The sequence below is a fragment of the Metabacillus sp. SLBN-84 genome, from assembly GCF_053629595.1.
Window position 1 is genome coordinate 1,880,485 of sequence record NZ_JBRJIP010000001.1, and the last position, 17,151, is coordinate 1,897,635.

At 43.7% G+C, this 17,151-nt stretch carries 21 protein-coding genes; 13 read left to right on the forward strand and 8 right to left on the reverse strand.

What is annotated here, in order from left to right:
• Positions 1–462 precede the first annotated feature (462 nt).
• Positions 463–1,305: a DegV family protein gene (locus RKD52_RS09615; protein ID WP_454099532.1), complete on the forward strand. Its 843-nt coding sequence runs from the start codon at positions 463–465 to the stop codon at positions 1,303–1,305.
• 17 nt (positions 1,306–1,322) lie between these two features.
• Positions 1,323–1,583, forward strand: coding sequence for a hypothetical protein (locus RKD52_RS09620; protein WP_454099533.1), 261 nt, complete (start codon positions 1,323–1,325; stop codon positions 1,581–1,583).
• Positions 1,584–1,655: 72 nt separating this feature from the next.
• Here RKD52_RS09620 and RKD52_RS09625 read toward each other — a convergent pair whose 3' ends face one another.
• The gene (locus tag RKD52_RS09625; RefSeq protein WP_454099534.1) at positions 1,656–2,162 is read right to left on the reverse strand and encodes a PCYCGC motif-containing (lipo)protein; all 507 of its coding nucleotides are present in this window, start codon (positions 2,160–2,162) and stop codon (positions 1,656–1,658) included.
• 120 nt (positions 2,163–2,282) lie between these two features.
• Here RKD52_RS09625 and RKD52_RS09630 point away from each other — a divergent pair, with 120 nt between their 5' ends.
• The 7 genes from RKD52_RS09630 (at position 2,283) to ypmT (ending at position 8,183) form a co-directional block, all read left to right on the forward strand.
• Positions 2,283–3,239 carry a nucleoside hydrolase gene (locus RKD52_RS09630; RefSeq protein WP_454099535.1) on the forward strand — a complete coding sequence of 319 codons (957 nt, stop codon included), beginning with the start codon at positions 2,283–2,285 and terminating at the stop codon, positions 3,237–3,239.
• Between the two features lie 69 nt (positions 3,240–3,308).
• Positions 3,309–3,881, forward strand: coding sequence for an SCO family protein (locus RKD52_RS09635; RefSeq protein WP_454099536.1), 573 nt, complete (start codon positions 3,309–3,311; stop codon positions 3,879–3,881).
• Positions 3,882–4,004: 123 nt separating this feature from the next.
• Positions 4,005–4,799: an SGNH/GDSL hydrolase family protein gene (locus RKD52_RS09640; RefSeq protein WP_454099537.1), complete on the forward strand. Its 795-nt coding sequence runs from the start codon at positions 4,005–4,007 to the stop codon at positions 4,797–4,799.
• A 15-nt stretch (positions 4,800–4,814) separates the two neighbouring features.
• Positions 4,815–5,399, forward strand: coding sequence for a YpmS family protein (locus RKD52_RS09645; protein ID WP_454099538.1), 585 nt, complete (start codon positions 4,815–4,817; stop codon positions 5,397–5,399).
• 270 nt (positions 5,400–5,669) lie between these two features.
• On the forward strand, positions 5,670–6,842 hold the full coding sequence (locus RKD52_RS09650; protein WP_454099539.1) for an FxLYD domain-containing protein: 1,173 nt from the start codon (positions 5,670–5,672) through the stop codon (positions 6,840–6,842).
• 13 nt (positions 6,843–6,855) lie between these two features.
• The gene (locus RKD52_RS09655; RefSeq protein WP_454099540.1) at positions 6,856–7,977 is read left to right on the forward strand and encodes a S1C family serine protease; all 1,122 of its coding nucleotides are present in this window, start codon (positions 6,856–6,858) and stop codon (positions 7,975–7,977) included.
• A 5-nt stretch (positions 7,978–7,982) separates the two neighbouring features.
• Positions 7,983–8,183 (forward strand): protein YpmT, encoded by a 201-nt coding sequence (gene ypmT, locus RKD52_RS09660; protein WP_454099541.1) that lies wholly within the window; start codon positions 7,983–7,985, stop codon positions 8,181–8,183.
• 45 nt (positions 8,184–8,228) lie between these two features.
• Here the strand turns inward: ypmT and RKD52_RS09665 are convergent, their stop codons facing one another.
• The gene (locus RKD52_RS09665; RefSeq protein WP_369733630.1) at positions 8,229–8,459 is read right to left on the reverse strand and encodes a hypothetical protein; all 231 of its coding nucleotides are present in this window, start codon (positions 8,457–8,459) and stop codon (positions 8,229–8,231) included.
• A gap of 162 nt (positions 8,460–8,621) precedes the next feature.
• Complete coding sequence (locus RKD52_RS09670) at positions 8,622–9,389, reverse strand: DUF4397 domain-containing protein (protein ID WP_426866011.1); 768 nt, start codon at positions 9,387–9,389, stop codon at positions 8,622–8,624.
• A 145-nt stretch (positions 9,390–9,534) separates the two neighbouring features.
• Here RKD52_RS09670 and RKD52_RS09675 point away from each other — a divergent pair, with 145 nt between their 5' ends.
• Together RKD52_RS09675 and RKD52_RS09680 are read left to right on the forward strand one after the other, a co-directional pair.
• Positions 9,535–10,347, forward strand: a complete 813-nt coding sequence (locus RKD52_RS09675; protein ID WP_454099542.1) for an alpha/beta fold hydrolase — start codon at positions 9,535–9,537, stop codon at positions 10,345–10,347.
• Positions 10,344–11,108 (forward strand): SDR family NAD(P)-dependent oxidoreductase, encoded by a 765-nt coding sequence (locus RKD52_RS09680; RefSeq protein ID WP_454099543.1) that lies wholly within the window; start codon positions 10,344–10,346, stop codon positions 11,106–11,108. Before RKD52_RS09675 ends, RKD52_RS09680 begins: the two co-directional genes overlap by 4 nt.
• A gap of 34 nt (positions 11,109–11,142) precedes the next feature.
• Here RKD52_RS09680 and RKD52_RS09685 read toward each other — a convergent pair whose 3' ends face one another.
• Positions 11,143–11,391, reverse strand: coding sequence for a DNA alkylation repair protein (locus RKD52_RS09685; protein WP_454099544.1), 249 nt, complete (start codon positions 11,389–11,391; stop codon positions 11,143–11,145).
• 58 nt (positions 11,392–11,449) lie between these two features.
• The gene (locus RKD52_RS09690) at positions 11,450–11,878 is read right to left on the reverse strand and encodes a MarR family winged helix-turn-helix transcriptional regulator (RefSeq protein ID WP_454099545.1); all 429 of its coding nucleotides are present in this window, start codon (positions 11,876–11,878) and stop codon (positions 11,450–11,452) included.
• 232 nt (positions 11,879–12,110) lie between these two features.
• Here RKD52_RS09690 and msrA point away from each other — a divergent pair, with 232 nt between their 5' ends.
• The gene (gene msrA / locus RKD52_RS09695) at positions 12,111–13,058 is read left to right on the forward strand and encodes a peptide-methionine (S)-S-oxide reductase MsrA (protein WP_454099546.1); all 948 of its coding nucleotides are present in this window, start codon (positions 12,111–12,113) and stop codon (positions 13,056–13,058) included.
• 101 nt (positions 13,059–13,159) lie between these two features.
• Here msrA and RKD52_RS09700 read toward each other — a convergent pair whose 3' ends face one another.
• A complete protein-coding gene (locus tag RKD52_RS09700; protein ID WP_454099547.1) occupies positions 13,160–13,993 on the reverse strand; it encodes a LysR family transcriptional regulator in 834 nt (277 codons plus the stop codon).
• A gap of 103 nt (positions 13,994–14,096) precedes the next feature.
• Between RKD52_RS09700 and RKD52_RS09705 the strand changes: the two genes are divergently transcribed.
• Positions 14,097–14,939, forward strand: coding sequence for a sulfite exporter TauE/SafE family protein (locus RKD52_RS09705; protein ID WP_454099548.1), 843 nt, complete (start codon positions 14,097–14,099; stop codon positions 14,937–14,939).
• Positions 14,940–15,677: 738 nt separating this feature from the next.
• On the opposite strand, the gene RKD52_RS09710 is transcribed toward RKD52_RS09705, so the two are convergent.
• Complete coding sequence (locus RKD52_RS09710) at positions 15,678–16,319, reverse strand: class F sortase (RefSeq protein WP_454099549.1); 642 nt, start codon at positions 16,317–16,319, stop codon at positions 15,678–15,680.
• Positions 16,288–17,094 (reverse strand): DUF4397 domain-containing protein, encoded by an 807-nt coding sequence (locus RKD52_RS09715; RefSeq protein WP_454099550.1) that lies wholly within the window; start codon positions 17,092–17,094, stop codon positions 16,288–16,290. The genes RKD52_RS09710 and RKD52_RS09715 overlap by 32 nt, the downstream gene beginning before the upstream one ends.
• Positions 17,095–17,151 lie beyond the last annotated feature (57 nt).

Sequence of the window (17,151 nt, forward strand, 5' to 3'; positions counted from 1 at the left end):
TCGAATCGCGATCTGGGAGGGTAAGCAAATGCCCGAATCGTACTCTGGGATATTGAATCGCGATCTGGGAGGGTAAGCAAATGCCCGAATCGTACCTTGGGATATTGAATCTCGATCTGGGAGGGGAAGCAAATGCCCGAATCGTACCCTCGGATAACGAATCTCGATTTGAGAGGGTAAGCTACGGAGAAAATCGTACCCTCGCAAACCATAAAACAATCTGAGAAGGTAATCAACCCACTGGACCTGCCTATGGAATCGCGCTGCGAGAGTTCATTTTATACAGATATTTGTCAGAAAAAACAAAGACTGGTATGATGAAAAAACAGTCTTTTGTGTACAGTAAAAAGTCTGAAGCCTGCAAAGTTGGCAGTTTCCATAAGTTTGTATGCGATTTCGATTGAAACATCTTTATTTGAATGTATAATACAAGGTAGCAAGAATAATAGGGAAGTGATACCGTTGACAAAAGTGAAAATTGTGACTGATTCAACCGGAGATTTGAGTCAGGACATTCTTGAGAAATATGAGATTAACGTTGTTCCGCTGACGATTGTGATAGATGGAAAATCGTACCTTGACCGTGTAGATATTCAGCCTGCTGAATTTATTGAAAAGATGAAAAAAGCGGACGAGCTCCCAAAAAGCTCGCAGCCGCCTGCAGGGAAGTTTGTGGAGATGTACGACAAGCTTGCATCTGACGGAAGCAGCATCATCTCTATTCACATGACAGGCGGTATGAGCGGGACTGTCCGTTCTGCAGAGAGTGCAGCCGGAATGACGGATGCAGATGTGACCGTTGTTGATTCTATGTTCATTTCAAGAGCGCTAAGCTTCCAGGTCATTGAAGCTGCTAAGATGGCACAGGACGGGGCTTCTAAAGAAGAAATTCTTGAGCGGTTGGAGGAAATCCGTCGCAACACAAGCCTATTTGTAACGGTTGACACGCTTGAGAACCTTGTAAAAGGAGGCCGTATCGGCAGAGGAAAAGCCATGATTGGATCCCTGCTGAACATCAAGCCGATTGCCTCTCTGGCAGATGGTGTATACACACCGGTTACAAAAGTGCGAAGCCATTCACAAATTGTTAAGTATCTTGCAAAACAATTTGCAGAGGATGTAAAAAACAAAACGGTTAAAGCTGTCGGAATCGTGCACGCGGATTCTCTGACACTTGCGACCAATTTAAAAAATGCCCTGCATGAAATGAACGCAGACTATCCAATTGATGTCCATTTCACAACGCCGGTTATCTCAACTCACACCGGTCCAGGAGCTATTGGTTTTATGTACTATGCTGAATAGATAAAGAGAAAAGGCGCATGAGCAATCGTGCGCCTTTTTTTGAAGATTCTGAAACTTTAACTCCAGACATCCGTATTAGTATTAATCTAATGAAAGAAGGTGAATCAAATATGCTTTGGCTGCTGATTCTTTCCCCGGTTTTCATCCTGTCGGCTCTTGCCATTTATTTCAGCAGAAAATCCGGAATGACACTTCCTGAGGATTCTAAACAGGATGAGCAATCCGGGTTTCTGTCCGGTTCAGGCTCAACTATGAATTCTTACGGTCCTCCAAATTAGGTTCCGCAACCCCAAAAAGACCCGGGAATATCACGATTCCCGGGTCTTGTCTCACATATGAGCTGCCTCTGCTTATACTCCGGGCAGTTTAGTATCCGTAGGCTCAGCATACCCTTCCTTATATTGCTCATCAATCATTTGCCGCACTTCTTTTACAGAGGTGCCTTTTTCGCGTTCGATAATGGCTTTGGCGGCAATCTCCAGGCACACACCGCATTTTGTGCCGTGGTCGTCCCAGACAATAGTGCCGTCTTCTTTCCGTTCATTAATAAAGCAGTCCCCGTTATCTTTGTGCCCGGCGGATTCGCCGCAGCCGCAATAGCATGGCATATAACTCAGCAGATCCTCATGTCTGGCTGCCGCTGCATAAAGAGTTTTGATTTCGTCAGGCTGCTTATCCAGAAATGCAGGGAGAACTTCCGCTGAAGGCGTTTCCTCGCGGATGTCTCCGCTGTTTTTAAATGATGAATGACTGCTGTGGTCTTCGTGGTTTTCGTTGCCGGCAGATTCCTGACAGCCTGAGAGAATAAGAGAACATGACAGAAAAGCGGTCATGAAGAATGGGATTTTCTTTTTCATTTCGGTCACCTGCTTTACTTGATTATCTTTACTCTAACACACTTCAGAAGAGGCGGTACTTCTAAACTTTTGAACAAATATTGAATTTCTTCTCATACAGTAAGAAAAAGGGGGGAAGAGATGGGAACGAAGAAGGTGCTGTTTTTTGGCGATTTTGGAGTGGACGATATCACGGCGCTGATGTTCAGTTATTTTGATGACGATACAGATATCATCGGCATTGTGGCAGACTACGGGAACGTTTCCAAGCAGACGGCTTTAAAAACAGCGCAATACTTGGCAAAGCTGTCAAAAACGGAAAACATTCCGCTTATTGGAGGCGCAGCAAGGCCCCTTACCGGAGAAATTCCTGTCTACTATCCGGAGATCCATGGCGAACAGGGGCTGGGACCCATCATACCGGAAGGAGAATTTCCGGTTGGCAATTTTGAAAACTTTGAAATGATCCGATCATTGATCACTCAATATAACTATGATGTCACAATCGTAAATGTAGGACGCCTTACGTCGCTGGCAACGGCATTTGTTTTATTTCCGAACATTGTCGGAAGGGTGAAAGATATCATTATTATGGGCGGCGCCTTTTTATATCCCGGCAATGTAACACCTGTTGCAGAAGCAAACTTCTACGGCGATCCTTCAGCAGCAAATCTTGTTTTGACCCTTGCGAATAAGGTCTCTATTTTCCCGCTGAATGTTACAAATTACGCAATCATTCCGGATGAGGTTATTCAGGAACTGGATCAATTCTACAAAGACACAAATAATCAGTTTGGCCAGATCTTGAAACCGATGATTGATTACTATACGAATTTTTATAAAACAAACAATCCGGATATCGCAGGCGGCCCGCTTCACGATCTTCTGGCATTCTGGGGCGCAGTCAGGGAAGATAAAATTACCTATGTGGAAAAACCGGTGAAGGTAATCGTAGAATCCGAGTATGCCAGGGGCCAGAGCATCGCTGATTTCAGGCCGTATAAAATGCTCGCAGACTACCCGGTGCACAGAATTGCCGTTAAATTTGATTACGGGGCATTTGTGTCTGATTTTCAAAAGATTATGAGAAAGGAATGAAATCCTTTTCATGCCAGGCATGTTTTGATACACTTTCCTTATTGAAAGATAAGGAAAGGTGAACCCGTGATGAAAAAATGGCTGTGGCTTATAGTATCTCTTACTCTCTTAACCGGGTGCGGATCCGGAGGCATTAAGGGGGCGCTCAATTATGAAATTGAAGATTTCTCCTATACAAATCAGGACGGGAAAAAAGTTGGACTGAGTGACCTGAAAGGTGACGTCTGGGTAGCGAATTTTATCTTTACAAGCTGTGACACCGTTTGTCCTCCAATGACTGCCCATATGACAGAACTCCAGAAACAGCTGAAAGCGGAGGGCCTTGATGACGTGAGGCTTGTTTCCTTCAGTGTTGATCCCGAAGTGGACACCCCTGAAAAACTGAAGGAATATGCAGGCAGGTACCCGCTGTCATTAGATAACTGGGATTTCCTTACCGGATATAACCAGAGCGACATAGACGCTTTTGCGAAAAACAGCTTTAAAACGATTGTTCAGAAGCCTGAAGGACAAGATCAGGTGATACATGGAACGGTGTTTTATTTAGTAGACCAAAACGGAAAAGTGATGAAGGACTATGACGGCGTGGAGAATGTGCCGTATGAGGAAATCATCGGGGATGCTAAAAAAATTCTTGACTGATGCCCGCACGAATGCGGGTATTTTTAATTTCCAGAATACATTGTATAGATTTCCACGCTGTAATTGTCAGCAAAAGCATGGTATAATCATAGGCTAAAAGAACGAGGAAAGGGGGATAACGACATGCGGAAATCGTTTTTAGTGCTGACAGGATTGTGTCTCATGCTTGCCGGATGTGACGTATTTTCTGCAAAGCCTGCTAATATGGCTATGAAACCTGAAGCAGCCGAGGACCCATTCATGAAGAAACCTATCCCCTCTGACTTTATCGAAAGCAATTTAAACGTGGTGGCAGTGGGAGACTCACTGACAGCAGGCGTCGGGGATGCAGATAATAACGGTGGATATGTCGGTGATGTCAGCGATCTTCTGCAGCTTGAAGAAGAGGTTTCTTCAGTAGATGTATCCAACTTCGGCGTCAGGGGACATAAAACAACGGATTTGTTAAAAGTACTTGGCAAACGGGATGTCATTGAAAAGCTGAGAGAAGCAGACATCATTCTGATGACAATCGGCGGAAATGATATCATGAAAGTTACCCGCAATCATATTATGGATCTACAGCTGGAGCCGTACAGAGAAGAACAGCCGCGTTTTGAGAAGCGGTTTGAAAAAATTTTAAAAACAATCCGCAGCGCAAATCCGGATGCCGTTATTGTATACACGGGACTTTACAACCCATTCAAATTCATGCTCCCTGAACTGAGCGAGATTGATACGATTGTCGAGGAATGGAATCAGGCGTCAAGCAAGATGATTATGGCGGACGGAAATGCTATATTTGTTCCGACAGAAGATTTGTTTGCAACCAGGTCTTTTGGCAAACTGCTGTATATAGATGAGTTTCACCCCAGTGAAACAGGGTATTCATTAATTGCAGACAGAGTTTATTCAAGTTTGTCTGAACAGAAAGAATAAGATTGGATGATGAACATGGGAAAATGGAAACTCGCATTTATCGTACTGCTCACATTAAATCTGGTATTTCTGCTGTTTTTGGCCGTATCTCCGTTTTTGCCCGCAGAACAGCCGAAAACAGAAACAGCAGATTTCAATGCCGGGGATACGATTCCTCTTACCGTCAGTTCTTCAAAGAACGACCTGAACCGCCTGATTAACTATTATCTGGTGAAAGAAGCAAAAGCAGAGGAACTGAATTACAAGGTTCTGCTTGAAAATAAAGTAAACCTGTATGGCTCGGTAAAGGCTTTTGGAAAAGATGTTGATTTAACGCTCTCATTTGAGCCGCAGGTGAATGAGAACGGCAACATGCTGTTAAAGGTTGAACGTCTTTCTATCGGCAGGCTTCCCATTCCGGTGCCCTATGTTATGAGCTATATTAAAAAGACATATCCGCTGCCTGAGTATGTTTACATTGATCCTAAACAGGAAAGTGTTACTGTCCAGATTACTGAATTGAAGTTAAAAAACAATCTCAAGGCCAAGGCAGAATCATTTAATCTGAAAAATGATGATATCCGGTTCAAGCTGTTTGTGCCGGCGGACTTCGAAAAGTAGCACTGTATCCTCAAGCGGATACGGTGCTTTTTTATTTTGAAAAAAATGAGTCAATTGACACCGGTCAGGCTGAGCTTCGGTCAACCGCATCAGTGATAGAAGGAATATACGGGGAGGAAGCTGTCCCACGTACCTTGTTATTAGGAAATTAGGCCTGCAATCATAAAGCTTCGACGCACGGACGAAAGTAGAGCGAAAAGAGCGAACCATGTATACTTAATAGAGATCCAGTCGAAATAAGGCGTCTGTACTCAGAAAAGGAGGCCGGACATGGAGTGTCATTATTGCGGTGAAAAAGAAATAGATCCACTTTCGAATTATTGTCCATATTGCGGAAAAAAAGTATTTATGAATGAGCAGGAATGGAAGCATTACCGGATATCCAAGCGTGCCCTGATTATTCTTCCAGCTGCAAGCATCGGGCTTGTTTGGATGCTTCTTACGGCAGCGGATAAGCATGAGGCTTCGATTAATGAAAAAGTGATTGCCTATCAGCAAAAAGCTGAAGATACAGCCCTTGCAGGTGAGTATGAGAAAGCACTTGTTTTTGCAGATAAAGGACTTGCCCTCAGAGAAGACTACCGGATTCTCGAACAGGAAAAAGAATTGATTCTCGGGGTTCTTCAGCATAAAGAAGACCTCCATCAGATCAATGCTCATATCCAAAAAGGAAATCTGGATCAGGCGGCAAAGCAAATAGCCGTGCTGTCAAAAACGTTCAGCGGACATTCATCCCCTCTGTATGCAAAACTTAAATCTGAGCTTGAACAGGCAGACAGAAATGTGACAGTGGCCGAAGTGAAAAAAGAAATAGAAACGGTTAACACGATTGAGGAGCTTTCTGAAAAGCTCAAGGAAGTGACTGTTTTAGATGCAGCTGAAGCAGGTAAAGTGAAAGAACAGATAAAGGCCAAAATGGTTCTGATCGGTTCATCAGCTGCAGAAGAAAATCTTGAAGAAAAGCAATTTAATGCAGCCATTGTGTCTGTAGATAAGGCCCTGCAATATGACGGGGACAATGAAAAACTTCTTTCCTTAAAGGAGAAGATTCTTTCTGAGCGGACCCATTTTGAACAGGCTGAACAGAACAGACTGAAACAGATAGCCATGGCAGCAAATGAGGAGAAGGAACGGACAGACAAAGTCCTGAAAGCGTCGAATCCCGCAGTGGAAGTAGACGAATTTGGTGATGCACATATTACCGGGAAAGTGAAAAACATTTCAGCTGCTCCCGTCCAGTCCATTACGATTTATTTTACTGTTAGGAATGGAGAAGGAACTCTTATTGAAAAGGGGAAAACAAATGTGTTTCCAAATGAACTTAAGCCTGGTGAAGAAGCTGATTACTCACATATCTCATATGGAGTGAAAGAAAAGGTTTCGTTTGCAATTGAACGCATGACATGGCATGCAGGTCAAAACACGATATCTAAGCACCAGTAAGAAAGGAACGTATATGAAAAAGAATTGGATTATCAGCATTTCGCTGTCACTCCTTATCTTTTCAGCAGGGGCAGCAGGATATGTTCAAATTAAAAGTGATGCTGCAGAAAAAATCTTTTCTGAACCTTCTATTCTGCGTGAATCAAAAAAGGAAGAAATGCAGCTTGATTTAAAGGAAATTATCAGGGAAACGCAGAAAAAAACAGTAATGGTTGAGCTTGAAGATGGAACAGTTGGGTCAGGATTTCTTTTCAACAAGGAAGGCGACATTCTCACAAATGCGCATGTGGTTGCCGGAACAGACGAAGTCAAAGTGAGAACGACGGATGCGAAAGGCTACGACGGGAAGGTTATTGGCATCAGCACTGAAACAGATGTTGCATTAGTAAGAGTGGAGGGGCTAAAAGGGCAAGAGCCGGTACGCATAGCAGAAAAATTTGATGCTGAACTGGGACAGGAAATTCTGGCTCTTGGAAGTCCCTTAGGGTTCCAAAACACGGTAACAACGGGTATTATCAGCGGAACAAACAGAGATTTTGATCTTCCTCCATACACGTATAAAGGCGTACATCAAATATCGGCACCTATTGCTCCGGGAAACAGCGGAGGGCCTCTTATTGACCGTAAAACCGGACATGTTATCGGCATGAACTCTGCGCGAATGGAAGAAGGGGAAATTGGCTTCAGCATACCGATTGAGGATATTTTGCCGCTCGCAAAAACATGGGCGCAAAATCCGATGCAGTCATTGCCTGCATATACAGGTCTTGACGATTCAGGGGAAATGAGTGAAAATAAAAAGTCAGAAACGGCCGATTATCTGGTCAGCTATTACATAGAGAGTCTTGACTTCCACGACTATGTAACGGCGTATTCTCTGCTTGGAAGCGAACTGCAGTCAGAATTGACCTATGAAGTATTTAAAGAGCAGTTTAACCGTTTTTCATCTATGTCAATTGAGACAATCACAACAGAAACATCCGGTGAGGAAATTATCGTGCATGCAGACATATCTGTGCAGCCAAAAACTGGCGGAAAGCCTTCGGAACAGATGTTAAAAGCTTCCTATACAGTGGCCTACGAAAACGAACAGGCCAAAATTATTGACCAGGAGATAAAAGAGGATAAGAGGTGAAAAGGTTGAAGGATCTTTTTTTGATGATCAGCGCAGCGGGGCTGATGATTTCTATGTATTTCGGGGGAATGGCGTACTTTGCCTATGCAGAGGAAAAGTACAATGAAGTATTTATGAACGTATCGTACTGTGCTGTATTCCTAAGTGCTTCGGTTTATACACTTCATTTAAAGGATGAAAAAAAGAAAGCTCAGAAAAATAATTAACGGACAAAGAGGAGGCTGTGAGCCTCCTTTTTGCTTATCGTAAAATTATTGTCCTTCTTCTTCAGTGCTTTCTTCCTCTTCAGGTGCTTCTTCAGTTGTTTCTTCCTCAGTTGTTTCTTCTTCAGTACCCTCTTCAGTAGTTGTTTCCTCTTCCGTGCCTTCTGTTTCTTCCATGTTGTCTTCTTCAGGTGCGTCCGTTTCTGTGTCGTTACAAGCAGTCATTAATGAGATAGCCAATAAAGAAGCCCCAACTTTTAATAGCATGTCTTTCTTCATTTTCTTTTTCCTCCCTTGTAACCTATCTGAATGAGATTTTTAACCTGCATTCCTGCTGGTCAACCTCATCATAATCGATTTGGGGAGGGAAAATAGAGATTTTACAGAAAATGAACATGCTTTTTACATTGGCTTATCATCTTTACATGACGTTAAACATTTTTATCCAATTGCAGCAAGTGCTTCGAGCTCAGGTGTCCCATTTGCAAAACCAACGGCAAAGATCGTATAGGCTGTATCATTTTTAAGCTGTACTTTTGGAACCGTCAGCACGACATTGTCTGTCCCGGCAACACGCACTTCAAGATCGTATTTTCCCTGAGGAACTTTCACGTTTTTGGTTGCCTGCGTAAATTGAACATTTTTAAAGAGGATATCCCCGTTTTTAACGGCAATATCAACGGCAGGTGCATCAGGTGAAAGATGGACAAATTTCACGCTTGCTTCACCAGCAGGCACAAACGTTTTATCCACAAATGGAAGCAGCCTGATGGAGTTCAGGTTTCCGGCGGCAGCGATTGTATACGTTATGCCTGGCAGGAGCATATACATTTCACTCAGAACCGGGCCGTTCGTCGTTCCTGCCTGGTAAACATCAACGCGGTACTGGCCGGTCGGAAGCTTCAGGTAGTCGCTGATTTCCTTGTACTTTACATTTTGAAGGGTCAGTTTGCCATTCACATAAATATCAACTGCCGGGGCATCAGGTGAAGCATGGATGACTCTTACCCGTGACATCCCAGGCTCAAGCTGGCCTCCCTGCGGAACTCGCGAGGCTGCCTGATATTGCATGCTGTACATCCATTTCTGCATCGCGTTCAAATGTTTCTGATAATACATGACATGCTTCTGCGGGTCTGTATATTTATAGTAGCAGGCAAGCAGGTCATACATCATGGCTTTTTCGGCATACTTATTCGGTTCGTTCATTAGCGCGCACTCCCATCTATTCATTCGTCATTAACATATGAAAGGAGATGGGTGATTGTCACAAAAAAGGGATGTGAATGTGGTTTTAATTTAATCTTTGAAGGGAAAATATAGGGTTGATGTCTAAATCCGGAGGTAGAATCGTATGGCAAATTATGAACAGAATATCGGAGACGTATCTTTATCTTATTCAGATGATGGCGAGGGCCATTGCATCGTGCTGCTTCACGGATTTTGCGGAAGCAGGGAATATTTTAACAAAATCATACCGGATATCTCGGAGAAGTACAGAGTCATCGCTTGTGACTTAAGAGGACACGGACATTCAAGCACAGTGAAGGATGAATTCAGCATCACGTCAATGGCGGATGATCTGGCCAAATTGTTTGACGTCCTTGAAATCGAGAAAGTCACAATGATTGGACATTCGCTTGGAGGATATATCACACTTGCATTTGCTGAAAAATATGCGCACATGCTCCATTCATACGGGCTATTGCATTCAACGGCGCTCCCGGATGATGAAAACGGGAAAGCGGGCCGGGAAAAAGGCATTGCGAGAATTGAACAAGAGGGAATAAAAGGGTTTATTGATGATTTAGTGCCGAAGCTGTTTGCTTCAGAAAATCAGGAGCCGTTCCATGCAGAAATGGAGACGGTGAGGCAGATTGGATATAAAACACCTGAAACCGGGGCAGCAGGCGCGCTGCACGCGATGAAAAACCGTCCTGACAGGCAAAAGGTCCTTCATAATGAAGACTTGCCTGTCCTGCTTATTGCCGGCAAAAAAGATCAGATTGTACCGCCTGAAAAAACCTTTTTGCATAGGGGGAACCATCTAACAGAAGTCATTCTTGAAAATAGCGGACACATGGGAATGATAGAGGAACCTGAAAAGGTGGTAAAAGTCATAGAGGAGTTTATTGAGAAGTCTGTTATAAAGGAGAGAAATGCATGAAATATACAGTCATTACAGGTGCCAGTTCAGGAATTGGGTACGAAGCGGCACTTGCGTTTGCCAGAAGAGGAAAACATCTGATTGTTGCTGCAAGAAGAGAGGATCAGCTTCTAGAATTAAAAAATCAGATACACAAAATAAACCCTGAGCTTGAAACAGTGATAAGACCTGTAGATTTATCTGTTCCGGAACATGCACGGTCTTTTTACGACAGTTTAAAGGAATATGACCTTGAAACATGGGTCAACAACGCAGGCTTTGGAAACTTTGCCTCTGTAGGGGAGCAGAACCTGGAAAAAATAGAGACCATGCTGCAGCTTAATATTCAGGCTCTGACGATTTTATCCACCCTGTTTGCAAGAGACTACTCATCCAGCGAGGGAGCTCAGCTTCTGAATATATCATCTGCAGGCGGCTATACCATTGTAGAAGGTGCTGTGACTTATTGCGCGACAAAATTTTATGTGAGTGCCTTTACTGAAGGAATGGCTCAGGAATTGAAAGGAAAAGGCGCAAAGATGCAGGCTAAAGTACTTGCCCCGGCAGCAACAGAAACAGAATTTGCAAAGCGCTCCATGGACCTTGAGGACTTCAGCTACAGTCAATCCATGCGGAAATTCCATACGGCACAGGAAATGGCTCAATTTCTCCTTGATTTATATGACAGCAGCAAAACAGTAGGTATTGTGGATGGAGAAAGCTATGAGTTTACGCTCAGAGATCCAATATTTTCTTATGCACAGAGAAAACAAAATGATTAAATGCACAAAAAAACGCTTATTTCTAAGCGTTTTTTTAGTTCTGGTTTAATTCGGCAAGCTTTACAAACGTCAGTTCATCTTCAATCAGTCCGCATACACCGCATTGTACTTTATAATGCGGCCCTCTATAGGCGAGATGGAACGGATCAAGGGCTTCCTGAGAAAATTCCTGAATGACATCGCCTGTCTGCGGATCCAGCTTAACAGACTTTGGCGTCTGTTCAATTAAATTAAAGCGCGTGCGGTTTGTTTTGCAGTTCGGGCATAAGTATGGTGCAGTCATAAAAGGACCTCCTTCTGTCGGTGAAGTTATTTTTTCCAGAAGGAGGCAGGACTATGTATCACGGTTTTGTCCGGTCGAGTTTTCCGAAAAGCTGAATCAGATTTTGCAGTTCATCATCGGTAAAACAGTCGAATCTTTCGGAAAAATACTCTGTCTTCTTTTTTTCCAGTTCACTTAAAACGGTCTGCCCGTCTTCGGTCAAATCGATCAGCGTAATTCTCCGGTCATTAGGGGACCTTTTCCGTGTAATTAACGCTTTCGAAAGCAGGGAGTCTGTTACCGCCGTTATATGGCTTGCGGAAACATCAAGCTCTTTTGCCAGGTTGGACGCATTTTGAGGACCATTTTCTTTTAATGACTTTAAAATAATAAATTCATTCCTTGAAAGAACGCTGCCGAGGACAACGTTTATCTCATTCCGCAGCTGGCGGAAAATGCTTCTCATGAGCGACTCTAAATCATACATTTTTTCTTCGCGTTTTTTCACTGCAAAACCTCCGGGGGAAACAGTTGAAATCAGACTGTTCATCTGCTTAAATAATTTTAATGTAAAGAAACGTGTCTGTCTTGTCAAGGAAAACCGTATCAGAGAGCAGAATTCTGGGATTATGAAATGGAAATGATATAATGATACTAAATTACGGACAATCCCGGCATTAAACGCAGTTCTGACTGCGTGGCCGGTGAAGTGACGGAACAGTGCAGGAGGAGGAAACAGGATGACTGAAAAAACATATGAACTCGCTACCTTTGCAGGAGGATGCTTCTGGTGCATGGTGCAGCCGTTTGATGAACTGCCGGGCATTGAAAAAATCGTTTCCGGCTATACAGGAGGCCATAAAGAAAATCCAACTTATGAAGAAGTCTGCAGTGAAACTACAGGCCACTATGAAGCTGTGCAAATCACATTTAATCCTGACATCTTTCCATATGAGCGCCTGCTTGAATTATACTGGCAGCAAATTGATCCGACAGATGCCGGAGGCCAATTCTTTGATCGCGGGGATTCCTACCGCACAGCTATTTTCTTCCATAATGAAAGGCAGCAGCAGCTTGCTGAAGAATCAAAACAAAAACTCGAAGCAAGCGGCCGCTTCAAAAAGCCCATTGTCACGGAAATATTGCCGGCAAAGCCTTTCTATGAAGCAGAGGAATACCACCAGGACTATTACCAAAAAAGCCCGGTTCGCTATAATCAGTACCGCAAAGGCTCAGGCCGCGATGCGTATATTAAAGAACACTGGAAAAAAAGCAGCCTGAAAGAAAAACTCACGCCGATCCAGTACGAAGTTACCCAGAACAACGGAACTGAGCGTCCTTTTCAGAATGAATACTACGACAATGAACAAGATGGCATTTACGTGGACATCGTCTCTGGAAAACCTCTTTTCAGTTCAACAGACAAATACGATGCAGGATGCGGCTGGCCGAGTTTTACGCGCCCGCTGTCAGATTATGAAATTGTCGAGAAAAAGGATTTTTCTCACTTTATGATCCGTACGGAAGTAAGAAGCAAATCTGCGGATTCTCATTTAGGACATGTGTTTAACGATGGGCCGGGTCCAAACGGCTTAAGATACTGCATAAATTCAGCTGCTCTCAGATTTGTTCCAAAGGAAGAACTTGAAAAAGAAGGGTACGGAAAATTTTTAGGGCTTTTCCAGTAAGGGAAGCTTTGCAGTAAAGTGCTTTAGAGTGACGAAAACCATCAGCAGCCGGAGCTGTCATTCTCCGGTCCTGATGGTTTTTTTGCGTCTTCAAAAGTCAGTTATGCATATAGAAGCAAAGGAAGCAGTTCTTCTATGAACGGAGCTGCAGCTATTTCATCATGAACTGCATAAAACGGCCGGTAGACAACATGAGATTCGAGAGGAACGAGCTTTCCGTTTTCTACTTCATCTTTGACCATCGAATGGGAAAGGAACGCCGCGCCAAGCCCTCTTACTGCCAGCTGTTTAATGAGATAGTGGCTGCCTGCCTCAATAACTTCAACAGGATTGATTCTCTCAGACAGAAGAAATTGATCAGCGTATTCTCTTGTGCCTGAACCTCTCTCTCTGAGGAGGAGAGGAGAATTCCTGATTGAAATGTGATGACTGGCATAAAACCTCAGTTCATCCCTGCTGATAACGTTCACTTTAAATGGCTCAAGTCCTCGTTTTCCTTCAACGAGGGCAAGGTCAAGCTTGTGCTGCTTAAGCCCGTCAACAATCTGTTCATGATTTTTGATGGTGAGCTGAAGGCGCACATGCGGATAGATGGTTTTAATTTTTTTAACAAAATCAGGCAGCAGGACGTCACTGACTGTATGCGTTGCTCCCAGTTTTAACAAAACCTCGTTGTTTTTCTCTTTTATCCGCTCGATGGTCATGCTGATCTCAAGCATTTTTTTCCCCTCTTCAAAAACGTGCCTTCCCGCATCCGTTAATTCAAATGGCCGGTTTGGTGCCGATCTTTTTATTAAACTTGTTCCGAGAAAGTCCTCCAGTTTCTTCAGGTGAATACTGATTGTAGGCTGTGACAGATTAAGAAATTCACTTGTCTTTGTAAAGTGGCGAAGCTGTACAAGCGTTACATAGGTTCGAATCCAATCTAGCTGCATGGTACCTCCATTAATTATAAAACGTAATAAACTACATTGTATTTATTTATTTCTATTATAAAGATGAGAGAGATACAATGAAAGAGAAAGGTTGTGACGTGAAATGGAAACCATTTTATTTCTCGCAGGGGGAGCAGCAATTGGTATCATGTCAGGATTTTTCGGTATTGGAGGAGGAATTATTCTTACACCGGTGCTGTTAATCCTTGGGTATGATCCAAGTCAAGCCGTCATTTTGTCTCTCATGCTGACATTGGGTTCAACGATAACTGGAACGATTACGCATTTCCGTCTTAAACATATACATGTCTCTTTAGCGGCAAGGCTTGGACTGTTCGGTATGATTGGGGCAGTTTCCACTGCCCCGGCAGTCCGCCTGCTCGAGGAGGTTCATTCAGCCTCAGCTGTCATTTCACTTGCTTATATCGGGATTTTAGGATGGTTTTCGTATCAATTTTTAAGGAGGGTGAAAGAGGTAAAGAAGCCGAAGAAGGGATCAGTTCCAATGATCGGACTTCTTACCGGTGCCGTTTCTTCACTGATGGGAGTCAGCGGAGGATTTGTTATGACTCCTCTGTTAAAGAATTTTAGAGATATTGAACTGAATAAGGCGATTGGAACAAGCATTGCGGCAGCCTCCATTATTGTCCTGTCAGGAATAGGCTCTTATTTATTCAGCGGAGCGGAACTGGATTACACACATGGCGCGCTGCTTATTGCAGGTGCTATGATCGGTACGCCGGCCGGTTCCATGCAGCTAAGAAAATTCCCTGAAGCTTATGTGAAAAAAATGCTCGGCCTTCTTTATCTGGTTGTTGCCGGAAGTGTTATCTTCACATTTATGTCAGTCCCTGCTGTTTCACTGGCCCTGATCGGCACAGCATGCATGATCTTTTTTGTCTTGCTGGTTTTTAAGTCTGCAAGGAGGGTTTTGGCTGCTGAGTAAAAGGAAGGGTATATGAATAGAAGATGGAAGACATTTTAACATTTCTCAGGACACTTTTTAATTTGAAAAGATAGATTTGTTTGAAAAGAATTGACAGAATGAAAGGTATCGGCGCCACAAACGAAGTGAAGACATGAAGAAAAGTGGCAGCACTCTTGGCAGTGGTGCCACAAATGAAGTGCAGTCATGCAAAAAGTGGCAGCATTCTGTGTAGTAGCGCCACAAACAAAGGAAAGACATGAAGAATAGTGGCAGCACTCTGGATAGTGATGCCACAAATGAAGTGCAGTCATGCGAAAAGTGGCAGCATTCTGAGTAGTGGCGCCACAATCGAAGGGAAGACATGAAGAAAAGTGGCAGCATTCTGTGTAGTAGCGCCACAAACAAAGGAAAGACATGAAGAAAAGTGGCAGCACTCTGGATAGTGATGCCACAAATGAACGGAAGACATAGAGAAAAGTGGCAGCACTCTGTGTAGTAGCACCACAAACGAATTGGATACATGAAGAAAAGTGGCAGCACTCTGAGTAGTGGCGCCACAATCGAAGGGAAGACATGAAGAAAAGTGGCAACACTCTGTATAGTGGCGCCACAAACGAAGTAAAGACATAAAGAAAAGTGGCAGCACTATGTGTAGTACCGCCACAAATGAAGCTGAAATACAGAGAAAACCCGAACTGATCAATGAGTTCGGGTTTTCGTACAGACGTTAATTATGCAAGTTCATACTTTATAACTCTAGCTTTCTTCTTTTAAAACCCCGGTCACAACCAGCCTCTCCAAATGCGTCTTCTTCTTCCGGTCAAATTCGCCTGTGCATGTAATCAGATTCAGCTTTCTCTGCTGACTGAACCCGAAAATAGCGGGAAGAGGAGCATCATCATACGGATACGAATTGATTTCCTGGACAACAAATGTCAGCGCTTCGCCATTCTCTCCGGAGACGATGATTTCATCTCCAGTGTTGATCTCTTTGAGATTAAAAAACACTGACGGGCCAGTTTTGTTGTCTACATGCCCTGCAATTACAGCGTTTCCCTGCTCGCCTGGCATTGCGCCGTTTTCGTACCATGCTGTGATTTCGTCATCTGAAGGAAGTTCCATAATCCCGCCTTCAGTCAGACCGGCAGATTCTACGCCTGCACTAATATTAAGGGAAGGGATAGAAATACGGTTTGGGCTGATTCCTTCTGTTTTAGTTTGCTGGACGGGTTTGGGCTTTGCCTCTGAAGTCTCAGCTGAAACGGAGACGGCAGAGGCTTGTTCTGCACGTGTTTCTTTTTTATCCGGTGAGGCGTTTTCGCCAGTCTGTGCACATCCGGCCAAAAGGAGAATCAGGGCTGCCGATTTAATGGCTGCTTGCTTTTTTCTTAATTCCATATGCCATCAAAGCACCTAATCCAAGGATAGCTGCTGCTGCGACTGGCAGGTAGTTTGTCTCAGCTTCAGATGTTCCGCCCATTCCTGTTTTCGGCATTTCAGAAGGCATCATCGCCGGATCAGCAAGAACAAGTGCTTCAAGAGCAGGCTCTCCGCCGGCAAGTCCAACTGCAATGACCGTGTAAGACATATTAGCCTTCAATTCAGTTCCTGCAAGGTCAAGGACTACATCTTCTGTTCCAGCGCCTCTTACTTCAAGATCATATGAGCCAGGGTCTACTTCCAAGTAATCTGTTACACCTTTAAATTCAGCTCCAGGGAAAAGGACGTCTCCGCCTTTAACAGCTACATCAACTGCAGGTGCATCAGGTGAAAAGTGGGCAACGCGCACTTTTGATTTTCCTTCTGTTACATTCAAATCGTCGTTAAGGACTTTTAGTTCAAGAGAATCAAGTGTGTTAATCGCTGCAGCTGTATAGGCTTTGCCTGCTTCAACTGTTAAGTCTGCTGAGATAACAGGCTCGCCGTCAGCAACTGTGCCAGCTGCGAAGATTTCAACCTTGTGGTCGCCTGCAGGAAGCATCATGTAGTCGGTTGCTGCTTTAAACTCAGCACCTTCAACAACTGTTTTGCCGTCGACAACAACATCAACTGCAGGAGCATCAGGAGAAGCGTGAACGATTCTGACCATTGCGTCATTCTCTGCTGCAGAAGCACCTGCTCCAAATGCCAATAATAAAACCATTGCTGCTACTACTGAAAAAATCTTTCTCATTTTTCCACTCCTCTTTTTTGTTTTTTTTTTGGACGTATGTCCTGAATTAAATATAAA